Origin of the sequence: Micromonospora sp. WMMD980 (genome assembly GCF_029626035.1) — a bacterium.
In the GTDB taxonomy this organism is placed as follows: Bacteria; Actinomycetota; Actinomycetes; order Mycobacteriales; family Micromonosporaceae; genus Micromonospora.
Window position 1 is genome coordinate 6,532,457 of record NZ_JARUBE010000003.1, and the last position, 20,535, is coordinate 6,552,991.

A 20,535-nucleotide genomic window follows, 5' to 3' on the forward strand; every position below is an offset into this window, starting at 1 on the left:
TGCGGTTACCGCCCCGACAATGGCCGCTGTTGGGACGTCTGGCGGGCCGCAACTGCAAGATCGCGCGAGCAGGGGGTCAGGCGGGGGTGGGTGATCTGGTGGGGGGCTCGGTGCGGTTGAGGGTGTCGGGTGGGCCGGCGGCGCGGAGGAGGGCGTCGGACTTCGCCACCCAGGCCGCGCCGAAGGCGAACACGGCGAGCGTCTCGCACCACAGGACCGGCTTGAGCGTGTGCCGGACGTCCTCCGGGAGCAGCGTGCTGGCCAGCGCGAGCGTGATCGCCAGCACGATCAGGCCGCCGCAGGTGCGGTAGAAGAGCACCGCCGGGCGGCGCGGCGGCTCGCCGGCGGTGTCCGGCCGGACGAACAGCGCCAGGCAGAAGATCCCTAGCAAGGTGAAGAGGCCGGCGGCGGCGACCTGGTGCACCACGCCGACCGCGCGGTCGAGTCGGTCGACAGTGGCGGCCGGCGCGCCGGTGGTGGTGGGGAAGAGGGCCACCGTCACCGCCAGGACGCCGGCGACGGTGCCCAGGACGTCCTCCGGCCGGCGATAGCGGTAACCGATCAGGAAGACGCCGACGGCGCACATCGAGCCGACGAAGACGTCCCGCATCTCGGAGTGGTAGTAGCCGCTGAGCGAGTCCAGCAGGGTGAGTCGCCGGGTGGCGGCGAGGTGGCCGACCACCAGCACGACGGGCAGCGCGAGACCGACCGATCCGACACCGAGGCGCAGGTGGCGCACCGTCACCGCGTCCTGCGGCGGTTTGTGGCTCCCGGGGTTCATACCCCAATAGTGGACGTCACCCAGCGAAACTAGTCAGACGCGAACTGTCACTCATCGTCGGGGTCGTCGAGGCGGGCCAGCCAGGTGGCGAACCGCTCGACCGGGGTCTCGAAATCCGGGTTCAGGTCGACGAAGTCGCGCAGGCGCTCACCCAGCCACTCCAGGCTGACCTGCTCGTCGCCCCGGCGCTCGACGAGCTCCTCGATGCCACGGTCGGTGAAGTACACGGTCGTCCTCTCGTCGTACGGCAGCGGCCCGCCCCGGTGCCGGGACGGGCCGCTGCCGGCAATCTCCGTCAGGGGCGGGGGAGAGCCGCCTCGATCAGCGCGTTCTGCTCGACCTCGTGCATCTTCGCCGAGCCGACCGCCGGGGCGGCGGCGGCCGGGCGGGAGATGCGACGCAGTCGCACCTCGGGCAGGTGCTCCAGCAGGTTGAGCGCGACGAACGACCAGGCGCCCTGGTTGGCCGGCTCCTCCTGGACCCAGGCGAAGTCCTCGGCGTTCGGGTACTGCGCCAGCGCGGCCCGGACCTCGTCCACCGGGAGCGGGTAGAGCTGCTCCATCCGGAGGATCACGGTGTCGGTGACACCCCGCTCCTGCCGGGCCTGGAACAGGTCGTAGTAGACCTTGCCCGAGCAGAGCAGCACCCGCTTCACCTGCTCCGGCGCCGGGGCGCCGGTGTCGGCCAGCACGGGCTGGAAGGTGCCCGTGGTGAAGTCCTCCACCGACGACACGCAGAGCTTGTGCCGCAGCAGCGACTTCGGCGTGAACACCACCAGCGGCTTGCGCTTGGGCGACAACGCCTGACGGCGCAACAGGTGGAAGTAGTTCGCCGGGGTGGTCGGGATGGCCACCCGCATGTTGTCCTCGGCGCACTGCTGGAGGAACCGCTCCGGGCGTCCGGAGGTGTGGTCCGGCCCCTGGCCCTCGTGGCCGTGCGGCAGCAGCAGGGTGACCGCCGAGCGCTGGCCCCACTTCACCTCGCCGGAGGAGATGAACTCGTCGATCACCGACTGGGCGCCGTTGACGAAGTCACCGAACTGGGCCTCCCAGGCCACCAGCGCGTTGACGTTCTCCACCGAGTAGCCGTACTCGAAGCCCATGGCGGCGTACTCGGAGAGCAGCGAGTCGTGGACGAAGAAGCGGGACCGCTCGCCGTCGGCGGTGAACGTCTTCAGCGGCAGGTAGTCGTCGCCGGTGCGGGCGTCGACGACCGAGGCGTGCCGCTGGACGAACGTGCCGCGGCGCGAGTCCTGCCCGGCGAGCCGGACGGTGACCCCGTCGTGCAGCAGCGCGCCGAACGCGATGATCTCGCCGAAGCCCCAGTCGATGTTGCCCTCGACGGACATCTTCCGGCGGCGCTCCAGCAGCTGCTGGATGCGCTTGTGCGGGGTGAAGCCCTCGGGCAGGTTGACGTGCGCCTCGCCGATCGCCTTCACCACCGAGGCGTCGGTGGCGGTGTCGACCTGCGGCTCCGGCTCCTCCTCCCGCTTCGGGCGGCCGAGCTGGCGCGGCGTGGTGGCCGCGTCGCGGGTGGCCTTGAAGACGCGTTCGAGCTGGGCCTGGTAGTCGCGCAGCAGCTCCTCGGCGTCCTCCACGGTGATGTCACCGCGCCCGATCAGCTCCTCGGTGTAGAGCTTGCGGACCGACCGCTTCGAGTCAATGATCTTGTACATCTGCGGGTTGGACATCGACGGGTCGTCGCCCTCGTTGTGCCCGCGCCGGCGGTAGCAGACCAGGTCGATCACGACGTCCTTGTTGAACGCCTGGCGGTATTCGAAGGCGAGCCGCGCCACCCGGACCACGGCCTCCGGGTCGTCGCCGTTCACGTGGAAGATCGGGGCCTGGATCATCCGGGCCACGTCGGTGCTGTAGAGGCTGGACCGGCTGTATTCCGGGGCGGTGGTGAAGCCGACCTGGTTGTTGACCACCACGTGCACGGTGCCGCCGGTGCGGTAGCCGCGCAGCTGGGACAGGTTGAGCGTCTCGGCGACCACGCCCTGCCCGGCGAAGGCGGCGTCACCGTGCACCGCCAGCGGCAGCACGGTGTAGCCCTCCAGCTTGAGGTCGATCCGGTCCTGCTTGGCCCGGACGATGCCCTCCAGCACCGGGTCCACGGCCTCCAGGTGCGACGGGTTCGCCACCACCGACACCTTGACCGCGTGCTCGCCGTCCGGCGTGGTGAACTTGCCGTTCTGGCCGAGGTGGTATTTCACGTCGCCGGAGCCCTGGGTGGACCGCGGGTCGAGGTGCCCCTCGAACTCGGAGAAGATCTTCTCGTACGGCTTGCCGACGATGTTGGCCAGCACGTTGAGCCGGCCCCGGTGGGCCATGCCGATGACGACCTCGTCCAGCCCGGCCTCGGCGGAGGACTCCAGCACCTCGCCGAGCAGCGGGATCAGCGACTCGCCGCCCTCCAGCGAGAAGCGCTTCTGGCCCACGTACTTGGTCTGCAGGAACGTCTCGAACGCCTCGGCGGCGTTGAGCCGGTTGAGCACGTGCTTCTGCTCGTCGGAGCCGGGCTTCTCGTATTTCCGCTCGACCCGCTCCTGGATCCAGCGCCGCTCCTCCGGGTCCTGGATGTGCATGTACTCGATGCCGACCCGGCGGCAGTAGGAGTCACGCAGCACGCCGAGGATCGAGCGCAGCTTCATCCGCTGCTGGCCGGCGAACCCGTTGACCGGGAAGACCCGGTCCAGGTCCCACAGCGTCAGCCCGTGCTGGAGCACGTCCAGGTCGGGGTGCTTGCGGATCTCGAACTCGAGCGGGTCGGTGTCGGCCATCAGGTGACCGCGCACCCGGTACGCGTGGATCAGCTCGTGCACCCGCGCGGTCTTGTTGATCTGGCCCTCGCTGTCGACGGCCACGTCGCGCATCCAGCGCACCGGCTCGTACGGGATGCGCAGCGAGGTGAAGATCTCGTCGTAGAAGCCGCGCTCACCGAGCATCAGCTCGTGCATGACCTTGAGGAACTCGCCGGACTGCGCGCCCTGGATGATCCGGTGGTCGTACGTGCTGGTCAGCGTGATCACCTTGCTGACCGCGTTCTCGGCCAGGGTGGCTTCGCTCATGCCCTGGTAGGGCGCGGGGTATTCCATCGCGCCGACGCCGATGATGGCGCTCTGGCCCTGCATGAGGCGCGGGATCGAGTGCACCGTGCCGATGCCGCCCGGGTTGGTCAGCGAGATGGTGGTGCCGGAGTAGTCCTCCATGGTCAGCTCGTTGCGGCGGGCGCGCCGGACCACGTCCTCGTACGCCTGCCAGAACTGCCGGAAGTCCATCTGCTCGCAGGCCTTGATGGACGGCACGACCAGGTTGCGGGAGCCGTCCGGCTTGGCCAGGTCGATGGCGATGCCCAGGTTGACGTGCTCGGGGCGGAGCATCGCCGGCTTGCCGTCGACCTCGGCGAAGGAGTTGTTCATCTCCGGGTGCTCGATCAGCGCCCGGACCATCGCGTAGCCGATGAGGTGGGTGAAGCTGACCTTGCCACCGCGGCCCCGGGCCAGGTGGTTGTTGATCACGATGCGGTTGTCGACCACCAGCTTCGCCGGGACCGCGCGCACGCTGGTGGCGGTCGGCACGGCGAGCGAGGCGTCCATGTTCTGGACGATCTTTGCGGCCACGCCGCGCAGCGGGGTGGTGCCCGCCCCGCTCGCGGCCGGCGCCTTGGCGGCCGGCTTGGCCGGGGTGGTCTTCTTCGCCGGGGCCGGCTCGGCCGCCTTCGCCGCCGGCTTGGCGGCGGGCTTCGCGGCCGGCTTGGCCGGCGCGGTCTTGGCGGGGGCCGGCTTCTCGGTGACCGTGGCCACGGCCTCCTGCTGCTCGGCGGGCTCCGGCTGCGCGGCCGGCGCGGCCGGCTTCTCCGGACGCGGGGTGGCGGCGCCGGGCGCCGGCCGGTAGTCGGCGAAGAAGTCGTGCCATGCCGAGTCGACGCTCGACGGGTCGGCGAGGTAGCGCTGGTACATCTCCTCGACGATCCACTCGTTCGGGCCGAAACCCGCCAGTGGGTTCTCCTGCGATGTCTGCTGGGTCGACACGGCCGCTAATCGCCTCTTTCACGCGGTTGTGAATGTCACGCGGTGGGCTCCCGCGCCCGGTTCGCCGGGGCACAGGAGACGGATCCCAGGCTACGCCGTGCGATTGCCACAGGCATTCTCGCCTCCGGCTGGTGGCCCGTTTCACAGAAGATGCCAGAAGTTCGGCAAACGCTGCGTGGCCCGCCGACTCCTGCTAGACGACGACGGGCCCCGCCCGGTGACGCAGGGTCACCGGCCGGGGCCCGGGTCGCGCGTGGCTCAGGAGATGTCGCGCCGTCGGATGGTCAGCACGCCGATCACGCCGGTCACCACCGCGTACCCGATCAGCACCGCGGCCCCCGCCCAGCGCGGCGGGTTGCCGGGGATCTCGGCGCCGCTGACCATCAGCGAGGAGGCCAGCGACGGCACCAGCAGTTGCAGCTCGTTGATCCAGTCACCGAACCGCTGCGCCAGCAGCCCGATGGCGATGGCCGCGCCGATGGTGCCGCCCAGGTAGAGCAGGATGCCGGTCACGGTCGCGCCGATCTGGCTGCGGATCAGCACGCCGAGCCCGACGCCGAGCACCGACCAGAGCAGGTACGCCAGCCCGTTCAGGGCCACCGCGCGCCACACCGCCCCGCTGTCGAGCTGGGTGCCGACATCCGTGGCGTTCAGGATCAGCGGCGCGAAGATCAGGTTGAGCACCGTGGTGACGATCCAGAAGAGCAGCGCGAGCACGCCGGCGGCGACGAGCTTGGCCAGCATCACCGCCGTGCGGTGCGGCGCGGTGAGGAACGTGGTGGTCACCGTCTGGTGGAAGAACTCACTGGTCACCACCACGATGCCGAGCAGCATCACGATGAGCAGGCCGAAGAACTGGCCGTTGGTGTAGAGGTTGGCGGCGATGCTGTCGGCGCTCGACACCGCCTGGATCTGGTCGGCCTGGTCGGCCGGCACGTCGCCCACGTTGCCGCTGGCCAGCGCGTCGGTCTGCAACCAGTTGAAGCCCAGCGCGAGCGCCCACAGCGGCAGGCTGATCAGGCCGAAGATCCACCAGGTGCTGGTGGTGCGGATCTTGAGCAGTTCGGATCGGACCAGCGTCATCGGATCTCCGCCTTTCCGGCCGTCAGCTCCAGGAAGACCCCTTCGAGGTCGGGACGTTCGGTGGTCAGCTCGTGCAGCTCGACCTTCGCGGCCAGCGCGACGCGGCCCACGGTCGGCGCGTCCACGCCACTGACCAGCAGCGCGCCGTTCGGGTCGGCGTCGACCGTGGCGGACTGCTCGCGCAGCGCCGCGGCCAGCTCGTCCGCCTGCGGGGTGCGCACCCGGATCCGGGCGCCGTGCGTCATCGAGCCCATCACCTGCTCGACCGGCCCCTGCCGGACCAGCTTGCCGGCCGCGATGATCACCACGTCGTCGGCGAGGAGCTGCATCTCGGAGAGCAGGTGGCTGGAGACCAGCACCGTCCGGCCCTCGGCGGCCAGCCCCTTGAGGAAGCCCCGCATCCAGCGGATGCCCTCCGGGTCCAGGCCGTTGGCCGGCTCGTCCAGGATCAGCACCTGCGGGTTGCCGAGCATCGCGGCGGCGATCCCGAGGCGCTGCTTCATGCCCAGCGAGTAGCCCTTGAACTTGCGCTTCGCCGCCGGGGAGAGCCCGACCAGGGCGAGCGCCTCGTCCGCCCGCTCCCTCGGCAGCCCGGCCGCCGCGCAGATCACCCGCAGGTGGTTGATCCCGGTGCGGCCCTTGTGCGCGCTGGACGCCTCCAGCACCGCGCCCACCGTGCGCAGCGGGTCGGTCAGGTCGGCGTACCGGTGGCCGCCGATGGTGGCCGTGCCGGCGGTCGGCGTGACCAGGTTGAGCAACATGCGCAGCGTGGTCGTCTTACCGGCGCCGTTCGGGCCGAGGAAGCCGGTGACCCGGCCCGGCTCGACCGTGAACGACAGGTTGTCGACCGCGCGGACGTTCTTGTACTGCTTGGTCAAGCCGGACACGATGATCTGGCCGGTCGCGGCGTTGGGGCGTGGCTGCCCGTCGGACATCATTCTCCTCTCCTGCCCCGGCGCGCTCGACGCACGCCGGTGGGACGCCGTTGCGGGGGCGCCCCGCACAGCCTTCCAACCCGCCGCAAGGGGGTCAATCAGGCGGGATGTGTACGCGCCGTCCTCCTCAGGGAGGAGATCACCCGGCCGGCAGCGCGACCCAGGTGGCACGGGCCCGGCCCAGCAGCGCGCCGTCCGGCCCGTACAGGCTGGTGTGCACCTCGGCCCGGCGCCCCTCGCGGCCCACCGCGAGGCCGGTCACCACGCAGGCGTCGCCGGGCCGTGGCAGCGCCGTGACCTGCGCGGCGATCCGACCCAGCACGTACGGGCGGCCGGCCGAGAGCACCGCCCATCCACCCGGGCAGTCCAGCGCCGCCCAGACCGTGGCGGGCGCCACCTCGGCCGGCGCGCGGAACGGCGCCGCGGTCCGCCCGTCCGGCAGCCGGCCGGGAAAGATCCGCAGGCCGTCCGGGTGGTCCGGGCCGCAGACGTAGCAGCCGGGGAACGGGTGGTCCACCAGCCCGGGGTACGCGCGTGCGGCCTCCTCGGCGGTGGCCGGGTCCACCGGCGGCACCACCGCGTCCACCGGCCCGACCCGGCGTACCTCGGCGACCAGCCGGTCCTGCGGGTCGCGTACCTCGCCGTCGGCGGCGGTCAGCGGGGTGTCCAGCGGCGGCGGCCGGCGCAGCGTGACCTCCACCGGCCCCTGGTCGTCGATGAGCGCGGCGAAGATCCCGGCGCTCCAGCCACCGTTGCCGGAGCCGTCCGGTCCGTGGAAACGGGCCTCGACCAGCACGTGCACCTCCACCTCCACCTCCACCGGCGCCGTCGCCGGTGGTCGCCCGGCAGCCTCGCACATCCGCCGTCGGCGCTCCGCACGCCGCCGCCGACGGGCGTTCACCGGATCGACACCCCTCACCCCGGGTACGGCAACCCGGGGCCCTTACACAGGACCCATGGCTGTTCTGCACGCCGCTGGCGCACCCATCACGACCAGCGGTTACACCCTGCTGATCGCCGACGACCCGAACCTGGTCGCGGCCGCGCAACGCCTGCGCCACGAGGTGTTCGCCGGGGAACTCGGCGCCACCCTGCCGCCCGGGTCCGCCGGGCTCGACACCGACGAGTTCGACGCGCACTGCGACCACCTGGTGGTGCTCCGCGAGGGCACCGGCGAGGTGGTCGGCACCTACCGGCTGCTGCCGCCCGGCCGCACCGACCGGCGGTACGCCGACGGCGAGTTCGACCTGGGCGCGCTGGCCCCGCTCCGCGACGACCTGGTCGAGGCCGGCCGCTCCTGCGTGCACCCGGACCACCGCACCGGCGCCGTGATCAACCTGATGTGGGCCGGCATCTGCCGCTACCTGCACCTGCGCGGCTCGCGCTGGCTCGGCGGCTGCGCCTCGGTGCCGGTCGCCGACGGCGGGGTCGCGGCCGCCGAGGTGTGGGCGCAGGTCACCGACCGGCACCTCGCTCCGCCGCCACTGCGGGTGACCCCGCGCCGCCCCTGGTTCGCCGAGGCGCCGCTCGCCGGTGCCGCCCCGCTCACCCCGGCCGAACGCCGGGCGCTCGTCCCGCCGCTGCTCCGCGGCTACCTGCGGCTGGGCGCCTGGGTCGCGGGCGAGCCGGCGTACGACCCGGACTTCGGCTGCGCCGACTTCTACGTGCTGTTCTCGCTGGACCGGATGAACCCGCGCCACCTGCGGCACTTCCTCGGCGAGGTGGCACCGTGACGCGGCTCGTGGACACCGCGCACCCGAGCCGGGCCGGCGTCGCCGGTCCCCCGGCCGGCGACCGTCCGGCCGGCGACGGGCTGTGGCGGCCCGCCTCCGGCTGCGGGCCGAGCTGCCTGCCACCACCGGCCGCGCCGGACGTGTCCGCCCCGCGCCGGCTCGGCCGGCTGCTCGGCGTACTCGGAATGCTCCTGGTCGGGGCCGGTCTGGCCGCGCTCCTGCCGGTGCTGCCGGCGGCCGACCGGCAGGCCGCGCTGCGCGGCTGGGCCCGGGGAACGCTGCGGGCCCTCGGCGTGCGGTTGGTGGTCCGGGGCCGGCCGCCGCGCCGCCGCGCGCTGCTGGTCGCCAACCACGTCTCCTGGCTGGACGTGCTGGCGGTGCTCGCGGTGTCGCCGGCCCGGATGCTGGCCAAGCGGGAGGTCCGGGGCTGGCCGGTGGTGGGCGCGCTGGCCGCCGCGGCCGGAACCGTCTTCGTGGACCGGTCCCGGCCGCGCGAGCTGCCGGCGACGGTCGCCCGGGTGGCCGACGCGCTGCGCGGCGGGCACCCGGTGGCGGTGTTCCCGGAGGGCACGACGTGGTGCGGCGCGGCGGGCGGTTGCCGCCCCGGTTGCGGCTTCCGCCCGGCGATGTTCGAGGCGGCGGTGGCGGCCGGCGCGCCGGTGGTGCCGCTGGCCGTCGCCTACCGTTACGCCGGTGACCCGAGCACGTTGCCCGCCTTCCTCGGTGCGGACACGCTCTGGGCGTCGGTCCGGCGGGTGCTGGCCGCCCGGGACCTGACCGTGGCGGTGACGGTGGCCGCCGCGTTGCATCCGGCCGACGGGGCGGACCGCCGGCTGCTGGCCCGCGCCGCCGAGGCCGCGATCCACCGGGCCCCGCCCCCACGGGCACGCGCGCCGCGTCCCGCGCGGACGCCCTCCCGCGCAGCGACCTCGCCCGAGCTGCTGTCCTCGCCCGAGCCGCTGCGCTCGGCCGCATTGCTGCCCGGGTCCACTGCCGGGTCCACTGCCGGGGCCGGTGCCGGTCCCGGGTTCGGGACGGTGCGGGAAGACCGGCCGACCGGAACCGGGCTCGATCTGGCTGCCTGACGCGCCGCCCGCGCCGGGGCGCACGTGCTGCGCCCGCATGCGGAGCGGGGCGCTGCGGGAAGGCACGGCGATCGGGGGCCGCCGTGGGACGCGACGCGTGGGCGTGTCGCGCCCGGAAAGGGAGGAGACCCGCAGGGCGGTATACCTCAAAGTCATAATTATTCCTCTGAGGTATACCGCATCCACGGCGCATGCCTTTCAGCGGCGTGACGCAGCGTGGTCAGGCCCGAAACGCGATACAGTCTTGTTGGATCGCGATGTATCGCGTTATGCTCCTTCTGTTGTTCGACGCGTCGCGGTGACACGTCGGCGAGGGGAGGACGCCATGGCCAGTTGGACTGTCGACGGCCCGCAGCGGATCACGCTCGACGAGCCGGTCACCCGGCTGGACGTCCGGCTGGTCAGCGGGCGGCTCAACGTGGTCGGCACGGACGGCCCGGCCCGGGTCGACGTCACCCGGGTCAGCCGGCGGCCGCTCGTGGTCGAGCTCCGCGACGGGCGGCTGAGCGTCGGTCACGAGCGCTTCCCTCGCCGGCCCGGCGTGCTCTGGTGGCTCGGTCAGCTCCGTCGCCGGTTCCGCGCCGAGGTGTCGGTGGCCGTGCCGGCCCAGGCGCTGGCCGACCTGCGCCTGGTCGACGGCGCGCTGGTCGCCTCCGGGCTGCGCCGCGACACCCGGGTCGACGTCACCTCCGGCCAGGTCACCCTGATGGGACTGCGCGGCCGCACCACCGCCAAGGTCGTCTCCGGCCCGGTGGAGGCGCTCGGCATCGGCGGCGACCTCGACCTGGAGACCGTCTCGGGCGAGCTGATCCTGGCCGACAGCGCGCCCGACCGGGTCCGCGCCCACGCCGTCTCCGGCTCGATCACCTGCGACCTGGACAACCCCCGGGGCAGCGAGATCAAGCTCAGCGCCATCTCCGGCAGCATCACCGTCCGGGTCCGCGAGGACAGCGATCTCAGCGTGCACCTGCACACCACCTCCGGCCGGATCACCAGCGGCTTCCCGCAGATCTGCGGCGGCCAGCACGGTTTCGGCGCGGTCAAGGACAGCCACGGGGTGCTCGGCGGGGGCGCGGGTAAGCTCTGGGCGTCCGCGACGTCCGGCAGCATCGCGCTGCTGGCCCGCCCGGTCCCGGACGTCGCCGACCAGGAGGACCTGCCGTGACCGCCGTGTTCAGCCACGGGCGGCTCCGGCTCTATCTGCTCAAGCTCCTCGACGACGGGCCGAAGCACGGCTACGAGCTGATCCGCCTGCTGGAGGAGCGCTTCCTCGGGCACTACGCGCCCAGCGCCGGCACCATCTATCCCCGCTTGCAACGGCTGGAGGTGGAGGAGCTGGTCACCCACACCGCGGCGGGTGGGCGCAAGGTCTACGAGATCACCGAGGCCGGGCGTGGCGAGCTGCGGCAGCGCGCCGACGAGCTGGCCACGCTGGAGGCCGACATCAGCGCCTCCGTGGAGGATCTCGCCGCGCTGGCCGGCGAGATCCGCACCGAGGTACGCGGCTCCGCGCGCGACCTGAAGCGGGAGCTGCGCGAGGCGACCCGGCAGACCCGACAGGGCCGCTGGGCGCCGCCACCGCCCACCGTGCGTTCCCACGGCAACGGCAGCGGCACCCGGCCCGCCGATTCGTCGCTGCACGCCGAGTTCGACGAGCGGCTGGCCGCGTTCACCGTCGAGGTCGGCGCGCTGGTGCGGGCCGGGCGGCTCAGCGACAACCAGCTCCGCACCGCGATCCGACTGCTCGACGGCGCGCTCGACGGGCTGCGCCGACTACTCCGCTGATCTCACAGGTTGTTTCCAGCTTCCGCCCAGCGCGGCCGCAGCCGGAGCACGGATGATGGGTGCCATGGCGGCTACCCAGACCGAGGCCCGACTGCTCGTCGTCGAGGACGACCCCAACATCCTCGAACTGCTCTCCGCGAGCCTGCGCTTCGCGGGCTTCGACGTGGCGACCGCGACCAGCGGCAGCGCGGCGCTGCACGCCGCCAAGGACCACCGGCCCGACCTGGTCGTGCTCGACGTGATGCTGCCCGACCTCGACGGCTTCGAGGTCATCCGGATGCTGCGCGAGGGTGGCACGCGGACCCCGGTGGTGTTCCTGACCGCGCGGGACGCCACCGACGACAAGATCCGGGGGCTGACGCTCGGCGGCGACGACTACGTCACCAAGCCGTTCAGCCTGGAGGAGCTGACCGCCCGGATCCGGGCCGTGCTGCGGCGCACCGCGACCGGCGAGCAGGCCCCGTCCCGGCTCACCTTCGCCGACCTGGAGCTGGACGAGGAGACCCACGAGGTGCACCGGGCCGGCCAGCGGGTGCAGCTCTCGCCGACCGAGTTCAAGCTGCTGCGCTACCTGATGCTCAACGCCAACCGGGTGCTCAGCAAGGCGCAGATCCTCGACCACGTGTGGAACTACGACTTCCGCGGTGACGACAACATCGTCGAGTCCTACATCTCCTACCTGCGGCGCAAGGTCGACAACACCCAGCCCCGGCTCATCCACACCCTGCGCGGGGTCGGCTATGTGCTGCGCAAGCCGGCGGCGTGAACGCCCTCCACGACGCGAAGGGCTGGGTACGCACCGTTCCGCTCCGCCTGAAGCTGGTCGCCTCGGTCCTCGCGCTCGTGGCGGCGGCACTGCTGGTGATCAGCGTCTCCACCGCCTACTTCCTGCACAGCTATCTGGTGGGCCAGATCGACGCCGAGCTGCGGGACTCGGTGAACCGGTTCGAGTCGATCCCGCCGGCCGGCATCACGTTGCCCAGCGACTACCTCGTGGTGCTGACCGACCGGAGCACCGGCGAGATCAAGGGTGTCGCCTACGACACCGGCCGCTTCCAGGAGCGGGACCTGCCCACGTGGCCCGCCAACGCGGCCGGCTTCCAGGCCCGGGAGGGCGATCCCTCCACGGTGCGGGCGCGGGACAGCTCGGTGCGGTGGCGGGTGCTCTACACGCAACTGCCGAACGGGCAGATGGCCGTGATCGGCGAGCACCTGACCGACGTCGACCAGGCGGTGCGCCAACTCATCTGGATCGACCTGCTGGTGGGTGGCGCGGTGCTGATCATCCTGGCGTCGGTCGGCGCGGGCATCGTGCGTACCAGTCTCAAGCCGCTGGTGGAGATCGAGCGGACCGCGGCGGCCATCGCCGGCGGCGACCTGACCCGGCGGGTGCCCGACCCGGAGGAGGGGCGGCCGTGCCCGACCTCCGAGCTGGGTCGGCTCTCCCGAGCGCTGAACGCGATGCTGGCGCAGATCGAGGCCGCGTTCACCGCGCGGGGCCGCCTCCGAGGCGGCGGCGCGCAGCGCCGAGATGGGCGCCCGGGACGCCGCCGCGTACGCGCAGGCGTCCGAGGCCCGGGCGCGCCGCTCGGAGGAGCGGATGCGGCAGTTCATCGCGGACGCCTCACACGAGCTGCGGACGCCGCTGACCACGATCCGCGGCTTCGCCGAGCTGTACCGGCAGGGTGCCGCGCGCGCCCCGGAGCAGACCGCCGACCTGCTGCGCCGCATCGAGGACGAGGCGTCCCGGATGGGGCTGCTGGTCGAGGACCTGCTGCTGCTGGCGCGGATGGACCGGGAGCGGCCGATCGCGTTGGCCCCGGTGGAGCTGCCGGTGCTGGCGTCCGACGCGGTGGCGGCCGCCCGGGTGGTCGACCCGGACCGGCGGATCGAGCTGGAGCGGGAACCGGGCGCGGGCCCGCTGGTGGTGCTCGGTGACGACGCCCGGCTGCGGCAGGTGATCGGTAACCTGATGACCAACGCGCTCACCCACACCCCGTCGGACGCCGCGGTCACGCTGCGGCTGCGGGCGGAGCCGGGAAACCTCGCCGTGGTGGAGGTGGCGGACACCGGCCCCGGTCTGACCCCGGAGCAGGCGGAGCGGGTCTTCGAGCGCTTCTACCGGGTGGACGCCGCCCGGACCCGCCGGGCCGGCCGGCCGACCAGCACCGGCCTCGGCCTGGCCATCGTCGCCGCGCTGGTGGCGGCGCACCACGGCACGGTGGAGGCGGCGGAGACGCCCGGTGGCGGTGCGACGTTCCGGGTGAAGCTGCCGCTGCTGCCCGACGCGCCCGAGCCGGGCGAGTGACTTACAGAAAACATTCAGGCTGATTCCAGGCTGGTGACAGTGCCACGGGGAAAGCTGTAGGCATGACCGACCACGAGACCGAGCCGCAGCGGTCGCCGGCACCCGCCGACGCCGAGCCGTCGCACCACACCGCCGAGCTGCCCCGCGTCCAGAGCGGGACATCGGACTCCACCCCGGCCGCCGCGTCGGTTCCGGCCGACTCCCCGGCCGCCGGAACCACCCCGCCCGCCGACACCCCGGCCAGCCCGTACGCGCCCGCGTCCGGCGCGCCGGCCGGCCCGTACGGCCCGCCGGCCGCGACCCCGGCCAGCCCGTACGCCCCGCAGTACCCGGGTTCCGGGCAGCCGCAGCAGCCGCATCCCTGGTACGGGGGACAGCAGCACGGCTGGGCCCAGCAGGGTGGCACCGGCTACTCGCAGCCGTCCGGCGGCCCGGTGCCGACCTACCAGGCACAGCCCGGGCACCAGCCCTACCAGCAGCACCAGCACCACCAGGCGGGGCAGCCGGTCCCGCCGTGGGGCCAGCCGCAGCCGGCGCGGCCCAGCCGGGCCGGCAAGTTCATCGGCGCGGGTGCGCTGGCGCTGGCCCTGATGCTCGGCTCCGGTGTGGCCGGCGGCGCGCTGGCGCTGGCTTTCGACGGGGGCGGGGGGCCCGCCCGCACCTACTCCGCCGCCCCCGTGATCAACAGCGCCGACCTGCCCAAGATCGCGGCTTCCGTCCAGGACAGCATCGTCACGATCATGACGGACAGCGGTGAGGGCTCCGGGGTGATCCTCAGCGCCGACGGATTCGTGCTGACCAACAACCACGTGGTCGCCTCCGCGAGTGGCGACACGGTGAAGGTGGTCTTCGCCGACGGCAAGACCGCCCCGGCGAAGATCGTCGGGACCGACCCGAAGACCGACCTCGCGGTGGTCAAGGCCAGCGGCGTCAGCGGCCTGAAGGCGGCCAAGTTCGGCGACAGCGACGGCATGCAGGTCGGCGACCAGGTGCTCGCGCTGGGCAGCCCGCTCGGCCTGCAGGGTTCGGTGACCGCCGGCATCCTCAGCGCCCGCGACCGCACCATCTCGGCCGGCGAGGGTGGCCAGCAGCAGAGCCCGCAGGGCGCCAGCTCGATCTCCGGCCTGCTGCAGACCGACGCCCCGATCAACCCGGGCAACTCCGGCGGCGCGCTGGTCAACACCCGGGGCGAGGTGATCGGCATCAACACCGCGATCGCCACCGCCGGGCAGGGCAGCAACGGCAACATCGGCGTCGGCTTCGCCATCCCGAGCAACAAGGCCAAGGACGTGGCCGAGAAGCTCCAGCGCGGCGAGAAGATCAGCCACCCGTCGCTCGGGGTCAGCGTGAACGCCGCCGAGGACGGTGGCGCGCTCGTCGCCGCCGTCACCCCGGGCAGCGCCGCCGAGAAGGCCGGGATCCAGCGCGGCGACGTGATCACCAAGTTCGGCGACAAGCCGATCAACGACTCCAACGACCTGGTCGGCGCGGTGCAGGCCGGCAAGGTCGGCGACCGGGTCGAGGTCCAGTTCAAGCGAAACGGATCCGACGAGAAGGCAACCGTGACGCTCGCCGAGACGTCATAGTCCCCAAGACCTGCCTCCCTCCCGGGCGGCGGGCGACGGAGCCAAGGGGGTTGGCTCCGCCGCCCGCCGCCCCTCTTCGTCTCTCCCCGCACCGCCGTTTACCGCGTGCCGCCTCGGGAACCCGTCGCCGATCGGATACGCCGGGGGACCAGCGGGGAGGGACTCATGGCCGTGAACCAGCCGTCGCCGGAGCGCGCGCGGGCCGGGCCCCTCCGGATCGCGATGGTGGTCCCGCCGTGGCTGTCCGTGCCGCCCCCCGGCTACGGCGGACTGGAGACCCTGGTGGCCGGGCTGGTCGACGCGCTGATCGACCGGGGGCACGCGGTGACGCTCTTCGGCGCCGGCACCGAGCACGGCACCGCCGCCGAGTTCGTCTCGACCTGCGACGAACTCCAGTACGACCGGATGGGCGAGTCGCTGCCCGAGCTGGCCCACCTGGCCCACGTCGACCGGCTGCTCGACCCGGCGGACTTCGACCTGGTGCACGACCACAGCACCATCGGCCCGCTGGTCGCCGGCCGGCGTCGGGTGCCCACCGTGGCGACCGTGCACGGCAACCCGGTGGGCGAGTACGGCACCGTGCTGAGCAACACCGACCGGGGGGTCGGCCTGATCGCGATCTCGCACGCCCAGCGTCGGGCCAACGCCGGCCTGCCCTGGGTCGGCACGGTGCACAACGCGATGCCGTTGCGGGACTTTCCGCACAAGCGGGCGCCGGGGCGCGGGCCGGTGCTCTGGCTCGCCCGGTTCAGCCCGGACAAGGGCCCCGACGTGGCGATCCGGGCCTGCCGGGCGGCCGGGTTGCCACTCACCCTGGCCGGCAAGTGCAACGAGCCGGCCGAGCGCCGCTATCTCGAGCAGGTGGTCGGGCCGCTGCTGGACGACGACGTCGACCTGGTGGTGAACGCCGACCGCGACACCGTGCTCCGGCTGCTGCTCGACGCCCGCTGCCTGGTCATGCCGATCCAGTGGGCCGAGCCGTTCGGCATGGTGATGGTGGAGGCCATGGCGACCGGGACGCCCGTGGTGGCGTTGCGCCGCGGGGCGGTGCCGGAACTGGTCCGTCCGGGGCTCACCGGTCTGGTCTGCGACCGCACCGAGGAGTTGGCGGCGGCGTTGCGCGCGGTGGCCGACCTGGACCCGGCGGACTGCATCACGCACGTGGCGCGGAACTTCTCGGTGGAGCGGATGGCCGCCGACCACGAGGCGGTCTACCGGGCCTTCCTCGCCGGCCGGGCGACGGCCGAGGGGCCCCGGGCGGTCGCCCGGCTCGTCGCCGGCTGACCGCCGTTCAGGTGCGTCCGGCCACCAGGGCCGCCGCGGCGGCGTCGAGCTGCCGCGCGTACCCCGGGGTGATGCTGCCCTCGCGCCGGCGCTCGACGATCTTGCCGCGGAGCCGTTCCACGGCGGTGGTCACCGCCCCCTCGTCGCTCGCCGCCACCGCGTTGCGCAGCAGGTTGCGCAGGTCCACCCCGACGTCCTCGCGGATCTGGCCGTCCGCCAGCCCGGCGGCGATCAGCCCGTCCACCCGCTCGGCCGGGTCGGCGGCGTCGACCGACGGCGGTGTCGGGGCGGCGGTGCCCGGCGCGCCGCTCGGCTCGACCGGCGCCGTGGCGGTCGGGCCCTCGCCCGCCGGCGGAGCGTCGGTGGGCGCTTCCACCGGCCCGGCGGTCGGCAGCACCCGCGGGTCGGCCGTCCGGTCCGGGACCAGCGTCGGCGCCAGCAGCGCGGCGGCGGCGACCATTACCACGCCGGCGCCCGCCAGCAGCAGGGTTCGCCGCCGCTTCGGCGCGACCGTCGCCGGTGGGGCCGCCGGCCCGGGTGGCGTGGACGCCGGCGGCGCCGGCCGGGTCGGCGCGGACGTCAGCGCGGGCAGTGTCATCGTCGGCGCCAGCATGGTGGTGGCCTGCGGGTCGGCGGGCAACAACTGGTCGCGCAGCACGGCCGCCACCCGGTGCGCGGTGGGCCGCTGCCGCGGGTCGCGGGCCAGGCAGCGCAGGCAGATGTCCGCGACCGGCCGGGGCAGCCCGGGTACGCCGTCGAGCGTGGGCGGCGCGCTCTCCGCCAGCGCGGCGCCGAGCTGCTCCCAGGTGTCCGCCGGATACGGCGGTTGGCCGGTCAGCGTCTCGAAGAGCAGCACGCCCAGCGAGTAGACGTCGGTGGCCGGCTGGGCGGGCGCGCCGTCGAGCCGCTCCGGCGCCACGTACGCCGGGGTGCCGAACGTGCCGCCGTCCTCGTCCTCGTCCGGGGCGCCGACCCGGGTGGCGATGCCGAAGTCGAGCACCTTCGCCCCGACCCCGGTCATCATCACGTTGGCCGGGGTGACGTCGCGGTGCACGATGCCCAGCCGGTGCGCCGCGGCCAGCGCCTCGGCCACCTGGGCGCCGGTCTCCACCGCCGCCGGCCAGGGCAGCGGGCCCTCGGTCAGCCGGTGCTCCAGCTCCTCGCCGCTGAGCAGTTCCATCACCACGAACGAGGTGATCGAGCCGTCCGGGGCCACCGTCTCGCCGTAGTCGTGCACGGCGGTCACGTGCGGGTGGTCGAGCTGGGCGGCCGAGCGGGCCTCCTCGCGCACCATGTCGCGGAACCGGGCGTCGGCGGCGAGCGAGGGGGCGAGGACCTTCACCGCCACCACCCGGTCGAGGACCTCGTCGCGGGCCCGCCAGATCACCGACATGCCACCGGCGCCGATCCGGTCGATGAGCCGGTACCGCCGGGCCAGCAGACGGCCGGCCTGGAGTGTCGCCATCACCTCGCACCTGCCCTGGGCTCGGGAGCGCTACCAGGTTGCGGGAATGTGTCCGGCCTGTCAACGGGCCTCGATCTCCGGTGGCGCTGCGCGCCGCCGCGATGGCGTGGCGTGACCGGACGCCCGGCCCGGCGGCACGGCGGGCCGGGTTGTGGGCCGCGTGCCAGGATGAACGGCATGGCAGGCGGTCCGGTGGCGTTCGTGCTCGGCGGTGGGGGAGTGCTGGGCGCGGTCGAGGTGGGCATGCTGCGGGCCCTGTTCCGCGCCCGGATCCAGCCCGACCTGGTGCTCGGCACGTCGATCGGCGCGGTCAACGGCGCCCTGGTCGCCGCCGACCCGACCGAGGCGGTCACCGACCGGCTGGTCCGACTCTGGGCCTCCCCGGAGGCGAGCGAGGTCTACGGCGACTCGGTCGCCCGGCAGTTGCGCCGGTTCGCCGCGCGCACCCACCTGCACTCGCCGCGACCGCTGCGCCGGCTGCTGGAGAGTGAGCTGGGCGAGGCGACCACGTTCGCCGACCTGGCGGTGCCGTTCCGCTGCTGCGCCGCGAACATCGAACGCGCCGCCGAACACTGGTTCTCCGCCGGGCCGGTGGTGCCGGCGGTGCTCGCCTCCGCCTCGGTGCCCGGGCTGCTGCCACCCGCCCAGATCGCCGGCCAGCACTACATCGACGGCGGGGTGGTCAACTCGATCCCGGTCGGCGAGGCGGTGGCCGCCGGGGCGACCCGGATCTTCGTCCTCCAGGTGGGCCGGATCGAACGCGAGCTGAGCCCGCCGCGCCGGCCCTGGGAGATCGCCCAGGTCGCGTTCGAGATCGCCCGGCGGCACCGGTTCGCCCGGGAGATGGCGGGGCTGCCCGACGGCGTCGAGGTGCACGTGCTGCCGACCGGCGGCCTGGACCCGCGGGACGACAGCCCGTGGGCCTACCGGGACATGGCGGCGGTGGGGCGGCGGATCAGCCGGGCGTACACCGCCTCCCGCCGCTACCTGGACACCGCGCTGGACCGCTGATGCCGCTGCCACCCCGCTGGGTCCGCCGGTTGCTGCTCGCGCCCGGCGTCGTGCTGCTCGCGGTCGCCGTGGTGGTCACGCTGCCCGGCTGGGCGCTGCTGGCGCTGGCCGCGTCGCCGCTGGTTCCGGGGCGGCTGCGCCCGCTGCGGCTGCTCTGGATCGGCGCCGTCTACCTGGTCTGGGACGCCGCCGCCCTGCTCACCCTCTTCCTGCTCTGGCTGGCCTCCGGGTTCGGCCGGCACAAGCGGTCGCCGGCCTTCCAGCGGGCCCACTACGTGGTCGCCGGCCGCTTCCTGCGGGTGCTGTTCTGGCAGGCCCGGTGGACGCTGCGGCTGAGCATCGACGTGGTCGGCACCGACCCGGACACCGCACTGCCCGGCCGGCCCGAGCTGGTGCTCTGCCGGCACGCCGGGCCGGGTGACTCGTTCATCCTGATCCACGCGCTGGTGAACTGGTTCCACCGCGAGCCCCGGATCGTGCTCAAGGAGAGCCTCCAGTGGGACCCGGCCATCGACGTGCTGCTCAACCGGCTGCCCAGCCGGTTCATCGCGCCCGGACCGGACGGCCGGGACTCGGCGGTGCGGCAGATCGGGCACCTGGCCACCGGCCTCGACGACGACGACGCCTTCGTGATCTTCCCGGAGGGCGGCAACTTCACCCCGTCGCGCCGGCTGCGCGCGATCGCCAAGCTGCGCGGGCTCGGCCTGGAGCGGATGGCGCTGCGCGCCGAGCGGATGCAGCACGTGCTCGCGCCGCAGCCGGGCGGGCTGCTCGCCGCGCTCGACGCCGCGCCGGACGCCGGGGTGATCTTCGTGGCGCACACCGGCCTGGACCAGATGCTCACGGTCGCGGACGTGTGGCGGGAGCTGCCGATGGACAAGCGCATCGTGATGCGGTTCTGGTCCGTGCCGCCCGAGGAGATCCCCGCCGGCAAGCAGGAGCGCATCGACTGGCTGTTCGACTGGTGGGCCCGGATCGACAGGTGGGTCGCCGCGAACCGGGACGGCACGACCGACGCCTGAGCGGCTTTCGCGCCCGGTTCGGGCGTGGCGGCCCGGTCGCCGCGTAGGGTGCGCTGGTGGAGCAGATCTGCGTGGTGACGACTGTGGTGGACGCCCGCCGGGTGGCGGACGTGCTGGCGGCCGCGGCCGTCGCCGGCCGGCTGGCGGCGTGTGCCCAGGTCGGCGGTCCGCTGGACAGCACCTACTGGTGGCAGTCGGCGATCCAGACCACCGCCGAGTGGTGGGTGCGGTTCAAGACCGCGCCGGACCGGGTGGACGCGCTCGTCGACCAGATCCGCGCCAGCCACCCCTACGAGGTGCCGGAGATCCTGGTCAGCCGGGAGGAGAGCGGCAACCCCGACTACACGGCCTGGGTGCGCGAACACACCCGACCCTAGGTACGCCTACTCTGTCCGCCCACCGCGCCGTCGGTGAGGCTGGCGGG

Annotated in this window: 17 protein-coding genes and 1 pseudogene; 11 read left to right on the forward strand and 7 right to left on the reverse strand. The window is 73.5% G+C overall.

Going from position 1 to position 20,535, the window contains the following annotated elements:
- Nucleotides 1–76: 76 nt before the first annotated feature.
- From O7618_RS30995 to O7618_RS31020, 6 genes are all read right to left on the reverse strand, one after another.
- A complete protein-coding gene (locus O7618_RS30995; protein WP_278109677.1) occupies nucleotides 77–781 on the reverse strand; it encodes a hypothetical protein in 705 nt (234 codons plus the stop codon).
- 47 nt (nucleotides 782–828) lie between these two features.
- Nucleotides 829–1,008: a DUF6104 family protein gene (locus O7618_RS31000; protein ID WP_278109678.1), complete on the reverse strand. Its 180-nt coding sequence runs from the start codon at nucleotides 1,006–1,008 to the stop codon at nucleotides 829–831.
- A 68-nt stretch (nucleotides 1,009–1,076) separates the two neighbouring features.
- Nucleotides 1,077–4,814, reverse strand: a complete 3,738-nt coding sequence (locus O7618_RS31005) for a multifunctional oxoglutarate decarboxylase/oxoglutarate dehydrogenase thiamine pyrophosphate-binding subunit/dihydrolipoyllysine-residue succinyltransferase subunit (protein ID WP_278109679.1) — start codon at nucleotides 4,812–4,814, stop codon at nucleotides 1,077–1,079.
- A gap of 258 nt (nucleotides 4,815–5,072) precedes the next feature.
- Nucleotides 5,073–5,897: an ABC transporter permease subunit gene (locus tag O7618_RS31010; protein ID WP_278109680.1), complete on the reverse strand. Its 825-nt coding sequence runs from the start codon at nucleotides 5,895–5,897 to the stop codon at nucleotides 5,073–5,075.
- Complete coding sequence (locus O7618_RS31015; RefSeq protein ID WP_278110216.1) at nucleotides 5,894–6,832, reverse strand: ABC transporter ATP-binding protein; 939 nt, start codon at nucleotides 6,830–6,832, stop codon at nucleotides 5,894–5,896. Before O7618_RS31015 ends, O7618_RS31010 begins: the two co-directional genes overlap by 4 nt.
- 139 nt (nucleotides 6,833–6,971) lie before the next feature.
- A complete protein-coding gene (locus tag O7618_RS31020) occupies nucleotides 6,972–7,628 on the reverse strand; it encodes a hypothetical protein (RefSeq protein ID WP_278110217.1) in 657 nt (218 codons plus the stop codon).
- A 160-nt stretch (nucleotides 7,629–7,788) separates the two neighbouring features.
- On the opposite strand from O7618_RS31020, the gene O7618_RS31025 reads away from it, so the two are divergent.
- The 8 genes and pseudogenes from O7618_RS31025 (at nucleotide 7,789) to O7618_RS31060 (ending at nucleotide 16,613) form a co-directional block, all read left to right on the forward strand.
- Nucleotides 7,789–8,565 carry a GNAT family N-acyltransferase gene (locus tag O7618_RS31025; RefSeq protein ID WP_278109681.1) on the forward strand — a complete coding sequence of 259 codons (777 nt, stop codon included), beginning with the start codon at nucleotides 7,789–7,791 and terminating at the stop codon, nucleotides 8,563–8,565.
- Nucleotides 8,566–8,645: 80 nt separating this feature from the next.
- Nucleotides 8,646–9,650 carry a lysophospholipid acyltransferase family protein gene (locus O7618_RS31030; RefSeq protein WP_347405433.1) on the forward strand — a complete coding sequence of 335 codons (1,005 nt, stop codon included), beginning with the start codon at nucleotides 8,646–8,648 and terminating at the stop codon, nucleotides 9,648–9,650.
- Nucleotides 9,651–9,975: 325 nt separating this feature from the next.
- Complete coding sequence (locus tag O7618_RS31035) at nucleotides 9,976–10,815, forward strand: DUF4097 family beta strand repeat-containing protein (RefSeq protein ID WP_278109683.1); 840 nt, start codon at nucleotides 9,976–9,978, stop codon at nucleotides 10,813–10,815.
- A complete protein-coding gene (locus tag O7618_RS31040) occupies nucleotides 10,812–11,435 on the forward strand; it encodes a PadR family transcriptional regulator (RefSeq protein WP_278109684.1) in 624 nt (207 codons plus the stop codon). The genes O7618_RS31035 and O7618_RS31040 overlap by 4 nt, the downstream gene beginning before the upstream one ends.
- 64 nt (nucleotides 11,436–11,499) lie before the next feature.
- The gene (locus O7618_RS31045; protein ID WP_091068807.1) at nucleotides 11,500–12,201 is read left to right on the forward strand and encodes a response regulator transcription factor; all 702 of its coding nucleotides are present in this window, start codon (nucleotides 11,500–11,502) and stop codon (nucleotides 12,199–12,201) included.
- Nucleotides 12,198–13,743: pseudogene (locus O7618_RS31050) on the forward strand (HAMP domain-containing sensor histidine kinase). The gene O7618_RS31045 and the pseudogene O7618_RS31050 overlap by 4 nt, the downstream one beginning before the upstream one ends.
- 62 nt (nucleotides 13,744–13,805) lie before the next feature.
- The gene (locus O7618_RS31055) at nucleotides 13,806–15,329 is read left to right on the forward strand and encodes a trypsin-like peptidase domain-containing protein (protein WP_278109685.1); all 1,524 of its coding nucleotides are present in this window, start codon (nucleotides 13,806–13,808) and stop codon (nucleotides 15,327–15,329) included.
- 165 nt (nucleotides 15,330–15,494) lie between these two features.
- On the forward strand, nucleotides 15,495–16,613 hold the full coding sequence (locus O7618_RS31060; protein WP_278109686.1) for a glycosyltransferase family 4 protein: 1,119 nt from the start codon (nucleotides 15,495–15,497) through the stop codon (nucleotides 16,611–16,613).
- Between the two features lie 7 nt (nucleotides 16,614–16,620).
- Here O7618_RS31060 and O7618_RS31065 read toward each other — a convergent pair whose 3' ends face one another.
- Nucleotides 16,621–18,078 (reverse strand): serine/threonine protein kinase, encoded by a 1,458-nt coding sequence (locus O7618_RS31065; RefSeq protein ID WP_278109687.1) that lies wholly within the window; start codon nucleotides 18,076–18,078, stop codon nucleotides 16,621–16,623.
- Between the two features lie 177 nt (nucleotides 18,079–18,255).
- Between O7618_RS31065 and O7618_RS31070 the strand changes: the two genes are divergently transcribed.
- From O7618_RS31070 to cutA, 3 genes are read left to right on the forward strand one after another with little or no spacing between them, the layout of a single operon-like run.
- A complete protein-coding gene (locus O7618_RS31070; RefSeq protein ID WP_278109688.1) occupies nucleotides 18,256–19,089 on the forward strand; it encodes a patatin-like phospholipase family protein in 834 nt (277 codons plus the stop codon).
- A complete protein-coding gene (locus O7618_RS31075) occupies nucleotides 19,089–20,111 on the forward strand; it encodes a 1-acyl-sn-glycerol-3-phosphate acyltransferase (RefSeq protein ID WP_278109689.1) in 1,023 nt (340 codons plus the stop codon). Before O7618_RS31070 ends, O7618_RS31075 begins: the two co-directional genes overlap by 1 nt.
- A 56-nt stretch (nucleotides 20,112–20,167) precedes the next feature.
- On the forward strand, nucleotides 20,168–20,488 hold the full coding sequence (gene cutA / locus O7618_RS31080) for a divalent-cation tolerance protein CutA (protein WP_278109690.1): 321 nt from the start codon (nucleotides 20,168–20,170) through the stop codon (nucleotides 20,486–20,488).
- Nucleotides 20,489–20,535: the final 47 nt, after the last annotated feature.